General features: G+C 72.6%; 6 protein-coding genes and 2 pseudogenes. 1 reads left to right on the top strand and 7 read right to left on the bottom strand.

Annotated features, from left to right (window positions below; genetic code table 11):
• The 4 genes and pseudogenes from ACFFNX_RS35315 to ACFFNX_RS35330 all read right to left on the bottom strand — a co-directional run.
• Positions 1-911: IclR family transcriptional regulator (locus tag ACFFNX_RS35315; RefSeq protein ID WP_378210272.1), on the bottom strand; the 911-nt coding region annotated here is incomplete at its 3' end.
• Between the two features lie 68 nt (positions 912-979).
• Complete coding sequence (locus tag ACFFNX_RS35320) at positions 980-1,321, bottom strand: hypothetical protein (protein ID WP_378210274.1); 342 nt, start codon at positions 1,319-1,321, stop codon at positions 980-982.
• A gap of 56 nt (positions 1,322-1,377) precedes the next feature.
• On the bottom strand, positions 1,378-1,848 hold the full coding sequence (locus ACFFNX_RS35325) for a helix-turn-helix transcriptional regulator (RefSeq protein WP_378210276.1): 471 nt from the start codon (positions 1,846-1,848) through the stop codon (positions 1,378-1,380).
• Between the two features lie 433 nt (positions 1,849-2,281).
• Positions 2,282-2,389 (bottom strand): annotated as a pseudogene (locus ACFFNX_RS35330) (HTH domain-containing protein); the annotation flags it as partial.
• Between the two features lie 91 nt (positions 2,390-2,480).
• Here ACFFNX_RS35330 and ACFFNX_RS35335 point away from each other — a divergent pair.
• On the top strand, positions 2,481-4,676 hold the full coding sequence (locus ACFFNX_RS35335; RefSeq protein ID WP_378210278.1) for an ATP-binding cassette domain-containing protein: 2,196 nt from the start codon (positions 2,481-2,483) through the stop codon (positions 4,674-4,676).
• A gap of 108 nt (positions 4,677-4,784) precedes the next feature.
• On the opposite strand, the gene ACFFNX_RS35340 is transcribed toward ACFFNX_RS35335, so the two are convergent.
• From ACFFNX_RS35340 to ACFFNX_RS35350, 3 genes and pseudogenes are all read right to left on the bottom strand, one after another.
• Complete coding sequence (locus ACFFNX_RS35340; RefSeq protein ID WP_378210281.1) at positions 4,785-5,795, bottom strand: sugar phosphate isomerase/epimerase family protein; 1,011 nt, start codon at positions 5,793-5,795, stop codon at positions 4,785-4,787.
• 21 nt (positions 5,796-5,816) lie between these two features.
• Positions 5,817-7,214, bottom strand: coding sequence for an alkaline phosphatase family protein (locus ACFFNX_RS35345; protein WP_378210283.1), 1,398 nt, complete (start codon positions 7,212-7,214; stop codon positions 5,817-5,819).
• Positions 7,211-7,859 (bottom strand): annotated as a pseudogene (locus ACFFNX_RS35350) (metabolite traffic protein EboE); the annotation flags it as partial. The gene ACFFNX_RS35345 and the pseudogene ACFFNX_RS35350, both read right to left, overlap by 4 nt.

Here is a 7,859-nt window from a genome sequence, read left to right on the forward strand (position 1 = left end):
GACCCGCCGAGGGCGGTGATGACGCCGAGGCCGCGGGCGAAGGACTCCACGAACTCCGCGCCCAACTCGCGCTTGGCCGCGCGTTCGCGCGGCATGGCCGGGGCGCGCGGCGTGACCGCGGTCGCCGGCACGTCCTCCATCGCCGCGACGGCCTCGCGAAGCCGGGGCAACACCGCCTCCCGCAGCGATCCGGCGCTGTGCCGGCTCGTGTGGCTGACCACGCTCACCGCGCACGCCTGACGCCCCGTACGGTCGCGTACCGGCATCGCGACGGCGACCAGTCCCGGCTCGAGCAGCCGATCGTCGAGTGCCCAGCCGTCCCGGCGTGCGCGGGTGATCCGTTCCTCGAACGACCCGGCGGCCTCTCCCACCCCACGTGACAGGGCCGCGAAGCCGCCGCCGGTCGCCCCGCCCTGGCGCCGGGACCGCCACTCGTCCTCGGTCCACTCGGCCGCGAACAGCGCCCCTCCCACTCCGCACTGTGCGGGGAGGAGGTCGCCGACGCGGAAGGCCACCGACATCGCGCGCCGTCGCGAGGCCTGATGGACGAAACGCACGCCGTCCCGGTCCGGAACGGTGATCCAGACCGACTCGTCCAGATCGTCGGCGAGCCGTTCGGCGATCGCTCCGAGGAGATCGGGAAGCCCGCAGGCCGTCAGGTAGGCGTTGCCGAGTTCCATCACCTGGGGCGTGAGCACCGTGTCCCGGCCGTCCGGTCGCACGTAGCCGAGACGCGCGAGCGTGCTGAGGCTCCGATCGACCGTGGAACGCGCCAGCCCCGTCTCACGTACGAGCCCGCTGGCGCTTCCGCGCCCGCCCGCCGCGGCCAACTCGCGCAGCACGACCAGGCCCCGGATCAGCGGCCCGACCGCCTCCCGAGGGCGTGCCACCTCGGTGGTCACGTGCGTCATCGGCTCTCCCCAGCGCGCGGTCCCTCGCCGAAACCGTACCGGCACGGGCGTGGCGGCACGGGTCCTCGTTACCGTCCGGTGGACAGCTCGATGACGACCGGTGTCCCGTCCGTGTACCACTTCTCGTGCATCGCGCGGATCTTCTCATCGGTGGGGGCGCCGGTGCCGTCCCGGATCGCCCGCACGCACGTGCGCCGGGTCTTTCCGGTCTTGCGGCCGACCGTGGTGAGGACGCCGAAACCGCGCGGGGGAGCGATCCTGAACCAGGGCACCTGAAAGGCGTTGAGGAAGCGGGCTCCGGTGAGCGTCGTCGTCAGGGGGTTGCGCCGGTGACCTTCGAGGTAGGCCCGAAACTGCTCCCTCGGCGGGCGCCGGGCCGGCGCGCCCTCGTTCTCGCCGGGACCACCCATATCGGCCTCACCGCGCTCTGTTCGATCGACGATGACGACTGACGAGCGTAACCCGCTCAACGCGCGGCCCGCTCCAGCCGGGAGGCGAGTTCTTTGCAGCGGTCACGGAACTCGGCCGGTTCCTCGATGAGAAAGTCCGCCCCGATGGGGACGAGGTTGAGGGTGAGCCATTCGAAGGAGTCGACCCGGGCGGTGACGCGGCTCCGTCCCTCCGGCAGCGGTACGACGTCGAAGTCCTGGAACCTCAGCGCGTCGCCGACCACGGCGGGCGGGGCGTCGATGACGACCACCGCCCGGTGACGCCCCGCGGACACCTCCTCGCGCAGGTACGCGGCGGCGGACCGCGCCGGCAGCGGCCGGGGCGTGAAGGGCGTTCCGGTGGCCGAGAGCCCGCTGATGCGGTCGAGCCGGAACGTACGCCAATCGGCCCGGTCGAGGTCCCAGGCGAGCAGGTACCAGCGCAGGTGAAAGTGGACCTGCCGGTACGGCTCGACCCGGCGTGCGGTCGTGCCGCCGGTCCGGCTCATGTACGCGAAGGTGACGAGCTCGTGCCGGGCCGAGGCGGACCCGAGGATCGCCAGGAGGTCGGCGTCGACGTTGGGCGCCGCCTGGGGGGCCGCCTCGACGGTCGCCCGGAAGGCGGTGACGCGCGGCCGGAGCCGTTTCGGCAGGAACTGGTCGATCTTGCCGTATGCGCGATCGGCGGCGGGCCCCGCGAGAACAGCAGCCGGAGATAGGTGTAGGCGTCGGTGATGGTCCCCCGATGCCGCCCCGGGAGTCGGCGCCGGAGCCGGCCGCCGTGGTGGAGCCGAGCAGCGCGAGTCCGGTGAGCGTCGCGAGCGCCTCGTCGTCGTCGAGGATGAGCGGCGGAAGCGTCCGGCCCGCCGCGAGCTGGTAGAAGCCGCTGGGGCCGGGCCGGGTCGTGACCGGGTAGCCGTACTCGCGCAGCCGTTCCACATCGCGGCGCAACGTGCGCGGGCTGACGTCCAGGCGCGCGGCGAGCTCCTCGCCGCTGAACCGCCGGCCCGTCTGCAGCTGGGCCAGGAGTTCGAGGGTGCGGTGCGTCATGTCGGGCACGAGCCCCACTCTATTGCGGTCATGGTCTGACCGCGTCTGCTCCTACGGTGGCGACGTGGTCGTATTCCAGCAGGAGCAACGCGTGATCCGTATCCGTGGCGCGCGCACCAACAACCTGATGGCCGTGAACCTCGATGTGCCGCGCGGCGCACTGGTGGTGTTCGCGGGGGTCTCGGGATCGGGCAAGTCCTCGCTCGTGTTCGACACGATCGCGGCCGAGGCCGGCTACCAGCTGAACGAGACCTATCCGCCGTTCGTACGGAACCGCCTGCCCCAGTGGAGCCGCCCGGAGGTGGATCTCATCGAGGGGCTCTCGCCGGTGGTGGTGATCGACCAGAGGCGTCTGGGCGGCAACGCGCGGTCAACGGTCGGGGTCGGCGAGCCGTACGTGGGGGAGTCGAACCATTTCTCGTTCAACGACCCCGCCGGCATGTGCCCCACCTGCGCGGGCCTCGGGGAGACGCTCACCCCCGACGCGGAGCGGATGCTCGATCCGGACAGGTCGCTCGACCACGGCGCGATTCTGCTGCCGGGGTTCGACAACGGCCAGTACCGGTACCGGCGGTACGCCGAGATCGGCTCCTTCGACCCGTCGAGACCGCTGCGGGAGTGGACCGCCGACGAGCGGCGGGCCCTGCTGCACGGCGGCGAGGCGGCGGCACGGCTCACGCCCCGGCCGCCGAGGGACTACGAGGGCCTCACCGAGTTCTTCGAACGGATCTACCTGCACACGGCGGACCACCTGTCGGAGCGCAAACGGGCCGTGCTCGACCGGTTCACCCGGTCGGCGGCCTGCCCGGACTGCCACGGCGAACGGCTGAGCGCCGCCGGCCGCGCGGCGCGGGTGCTCGGCCGCACCGTCGTCGAGATGAGCCGGCTGGAGATCGGCGAGCTGGCCGACGTCATCGCCGGGGTGCGGGAACCGAACGTCGCCCCGGTCGTCGCGGCGCTGCGCGAGAAGCTCACGGCGTTGACCGCGATCGGGCTGGGATACCTCTCGCTCGCCCGGCCGACGACCACCCTGTCCGGCGGCGAGTCACAGCGCATCAAGACGGTGCGGCATCTCGGCAGCGGCCTCACCGAGATGCTGTACGTCTTCGACGAGCCGACCGCAGGCCTGCACCCGCACGACGTCCGGTCCATGACCGGCCTGCTGAGACGGCTGCGGGACAGGGGGAACACGGTCCTCGTCGTCGAGCACGACCCCGATGTCATGCGGGTCGCCGACCGGATCGTGGAGATCGGCCCCGGCGCCGGCGCCGATGGCGGACGCGTGGTGTTCGACGGCGGGTTCGACCATCTGGCGGCCGCCGGCACCCCGACCGGGCGCGGGCTCCGCGCGTCACCCGCTCCCCGGCGACCGCGCGTGGCGACCGGGAGGCTGCGGGTCGAGAACGCGAGACGCAACAACCTGCGGGACGTCGCCGTCGACATCCCGGCGGGAGTGCTGACGGTGATCACCGGCGTCGCCGGATCGGGCAAGTCGAGCCTGGTCGCCGAGCTCATGGACCGGCATCCGGCCACGGCGGTCGATCAGCGCCCGGTGACCACCGGCCGCCGCTCGACCCTGCTCACCTACTCCGGGGTCGCGCCCGCGATCCGGAGACTGTTCGCGCGGCGCAACGGCGTCGGCGCCGCGCTGTTCAGCGCCAACTCCGCCGGCGCCTGCCCGGTGTGCGAGGGAGTGGGCGTGGTCCGCACCGATCTCGCCTTCATGGACGGCCACGAGGCCGGGTGCGAAGCGTGCGGGGGCAGGCGGTTCACCGATGAGGCTCTCACGCACACCGTCGACGGCCTGACGATCGCGGACGTGGACGATCTCACCGTCGCCGAGGCGACCCGGCGGCTCCACGATCCCGGGATCGTGCGCGCCCTGCGTCACATCGCCGAGGTCGGCCTCGGGTACGTACGGCTCGGCCAGCCGCTGACCGCGATGTCGGGAGGCGAGTGCCAGCGTCTGAAGATCGCCAAAGAGCTCGCGGGCCCGGACGAGCACACCCTCTACGTTCTCGACGAACCGACGACCGGGCTGCACCTGTCCGACATCGACACCCTGCTGGACGTGCTCGGCGGGCTGGTCGACAAGGGCAACACCGTGGTCGTCATCGAACACCACCTGGAGGTGATCCGCCGGGCCGACTGGGTGATCGACCTTGGCCCCGGCCCTGGACGTCACGGCGGCCGGGTCCTCTACGAGGGGACCCCCGAACGGCTCCCCGAATGCCGCGAGTCGGCCACCGGCGCGGCGCTGGCGTGTGATGTGGCGCGACGACGGTGACGGCACACCGCCACCCGCTGCGGCGCCTGGCCGGAGAGCGCATCGGCGACGCCGGGACCGGCGGAGACCACCACGTGACCACCGCCGGTCGCGGCGTCTCGTCCGGGGTCAGTCGCCGGAGCCGAAGGCGGCGTCGAACGCGGCGGCCGGAGGCTCGATCTCGGCGAGCCGGCGGACGTAGGCGAGCGCGTCGGGCGCACCGGCCAGCCGGTCCATGCCCGCGTCCTCCCACTCGATGGAGATCGGCCCGTCGTAGCCGATGGCGTTCAGCGCGCGGAAGCAGTCCTCCCAGGGCACGTCGCCGCGTCCGGTCGAGATGAAGTCCCAGCCGCGGCGCAGGTCGGCCCAGGGCAGGTGGGAGGACAGGCGGCCGCGGCGGCCGTCGCCGGTGCGCACCTTCGCGTCCTTGCAGTCGACGTGGCGGATGCGGTCGGCGAAGTCGAGCAGGAAGTTCACCGGGTCCAGCTCCTGCCAGACGAAGTGCGACGGGTCCCAGTTCAGCCCGAACGCCTCCCGGTGCCCGATCGCCTCCAGTGTGCGCACGGTGGTCCAGTAGTCATAGGCGATCTCACTGGGATGCACCTCGTGCGCGAAGCCGACACCGACCTCGTCGAAGACGTCGAGGATCGGGTTCCAGCGGTCGGCGAAGTCTCGGTAGCCGGCCTCGATCATCGACTCGGGCACGGGCGGGAACATCGCGACGGTGTGCCAGATCGAGGAACCCGTGAAGCCCACGACCGTACGGACGCCCAGCCTGGCGGCGGCCCGCGCAGTGTTCTTCATCTCCTCGGCGGCGCGGCGCCGCACGCCCTCGGGCTCACCGTCACCCCAGATGCGCGACGGCAGGATCGCCTGGTGGCGTTGGTCGATCGGATGGTCACAGACGGCCTGCCCGACGAGGTGGTTGGAGATCGCCCAGACCTTCAGGCCGTACTTGTCGAGGATCTCGAGCCTGCCCTGGACGTACGCGTCGTCCTCCAGCGCCTTGGTGACCTCGAAATGGTCGCCCCAGCAGGCGATCTCCAGACCGTCATAGCCCCAGCCGGAGGCGAGCCGGCACACCTCCTCGAACGGAAGGTCGGCCCACTGGCCGGTGAACAAGGTGATCGGTCGCGGCATGGTGTCCTCCAGGAGTCGTCGTCACGGGGTCCGGCTGGGCAGTCGGCTCAGCCGCAGGAGCAGGTCCTTCACCTCGGACGCCGCGTACGTCTCGCGTCCGTGATCGGGGTCGGAGCAGAGCAGCACGGGGCCGTCGGCACGGGTGTCGGGGAGCCGGCCGTGGCTGCCGCGTACGCAGGACGGGTCCAGGGAGACGACCGACAGCGTCGAGCGCAGGCCGAGCCTCCTGCGGCCCAGCGCCGCGGCCGCCCGCAGTTTCACCGCCCGGTCACCGGGGTCGAAGAACAGCTCGGCCGGGTCGTAGCCGGGCTTGCGATGGATCTCGACGGTCCGCGCGAAGTCCGGTGCCCGCTCGTCGTCGAGCCAGTAGTAGTAGGTGAACCAGGCGTCCGGCTCGGCCACCGCGACCAGCTCGCCGGCGCGCGGGTGGTCGATCGCGTACGCCGCCTTGCCCGCCTCGTCGAGGACCTCGGCGACTCCCGGCAGCGCGGCGACGATGTCACGCACGCGCGGGACGTCGGCGGAGTCGGCGACATAGATGTGGGCGGCCTGGTGGTCGGCGACGGCGAAGGCGCGTGACGCCCACGGGTCGAGGTACTCCATCCCGGCCTGGGTGTGCACCTCCAGCAGCCCCTCGCGCCGCAGCGCGCGGTTGACGTCCACCGGGCGGCGCGCCGCGGTGATGCCGTACTCGCTCAGCACGACGACGACGGCGCCGCGGTCCCGCGCGGCCTCCAGCAGCGGGCCGAGCGCGGTGTCCACCTCGTGCGCGGCGGCCGTCGCCAGGGGGCTGTCCGGCCCGTACCGTTGCAGGTCGTAGTCGAGGTGTGGCACGTACACGAGCGTGAGGTCGGGCTCCTTCGAGGTGAGGATCCGCCGCGCGGCCGCGATGATCCAGCGGGAGGATCTGATCGACGCGGTGGGCCCCCAGTACGAGAACAGCGGGAACGGGCCCAGCTCGGCGGTCAGCTCGTCGTGCAGCTCCGGCGGCCGGGTGTAGCAGTCCGGCGACTTGCGGCCGTCGGCGTGGTAGATCGGGCGGGGCGTGACCAGGTGCTCGGTGTCGGCGCCCATGGCGTACCACCAGCACACGTTGGCCACCTGGTATCCGGGGTGCCGCCGGCGCGCCGCGTCCCAGACCTTCTCGCCCTGGACCAGCGCGTTGTGCTGGCGCCAGAGGAACACCTCACCGAGATCGCGGAAGTACCAGCCGTTGCCGACGATCCCGTGGTCCCGCGGCGGCGTCCCGGTGAGCAGGCTCGCCTGCACCGAGCAGGTGACGGCGGGGAAGACGGTGTCGAGCCCGGCGGAGAAGCCGGCCGTGCCCACCGCCGCGACGTTCGGCATGTGGGCGAGCAGCCGGGGGGTCAGGCCGACGACGTCGAGGACGAGGATCGGCCGGCGGTCCGTGTCGTTCAAGTGATCACCTCGCGGAGTCCCAGGGCGAGCAACCGGTCACGGGTCCAGGCGAGCTCGTCGGCGATGCCGTCGACGAGCGAGCGCGCGCCGCCGGGCCGGTGCCCGGCGGGCAGGACGTCCCATGTGTACGTCTCGACCTCCAGATGGTCGACGAGCGCCGCCGGGCCGCCGAGCAGGACGCCGAGCGTGTCGACCAGCGTGTCGTGCGCGGTCGCGAGGGGCGGCTCCGGCTTGGCGTGCAGCGGGATGTGGAAGTGCACCCGCCACGGGCCCGGCCCCCCGGCGGACAGCGCCTCGCCGAGGTCGTCCCAGCTCCGGCCGTCGGCCGCCCGGGTCTGGTGCAGGAAACGCGGCTCGGCGAAGGCCCCGAGCGCCCGGCGGGTCTCCGGATCCGCCGGTTCGTCGGCCTGGAGCGCGGCGGACACCTGCGCCTTGACCACGGGCGCCGCGGCGGCCACGGCGGCGCCCGGGTCCTCGAACCCGACCGCGAGGTGGCACAGGTCCAGGCAGCTCCCGATCCACTCGGGGTCGGCACGGGCGAGCGTGCGTCGCAGCCGGCCGGTCGTCTCGATGACGCAGCCGGGCTCGGGTTCGATCGCGGCGCGCACCGGCCGGTCCAGCCGTGACAGCCCCCGTGCCAGCAGG

The sequence above is a fragment of the Actinoallomurus acaciae genome (assembly GCF_042429965.1).
GTDB classification, from domain to species: domain Bacteria; phylum Actinomycetota; class Actinomycetes; order Streptosporangiales; family Streptosporangiaceae; genus Actinoallomurus; species Actinoallomurus acaciae.

Excerpts from the sequence above, each read along its gene's own strand:
- ACFFNX_RS35320 (WP_378210274.1), bottom strand. The coding sequence starts at position 1,321 with ATGGGTGGTCCCGGCGAGAACGAGGGCGCGCCGGCCCGGCGCCCGCCG.
- ACFFNX_RS35325 (WP_378210276.1), bottom strand. The coding sequence starts at position 1,848 with ATGAGCCGGACCGGCGGCACGACCGCACGCCGGGTCGAGCCGTACCGG.
- ACFFNX_RS35340 (WP_378210281.1), bottom strand. The coding sequence starts at position 5,795 with ATGCCGCGACCGATCACCTTGTTCACCGGCCAGTGGGCCGACCTTCCG.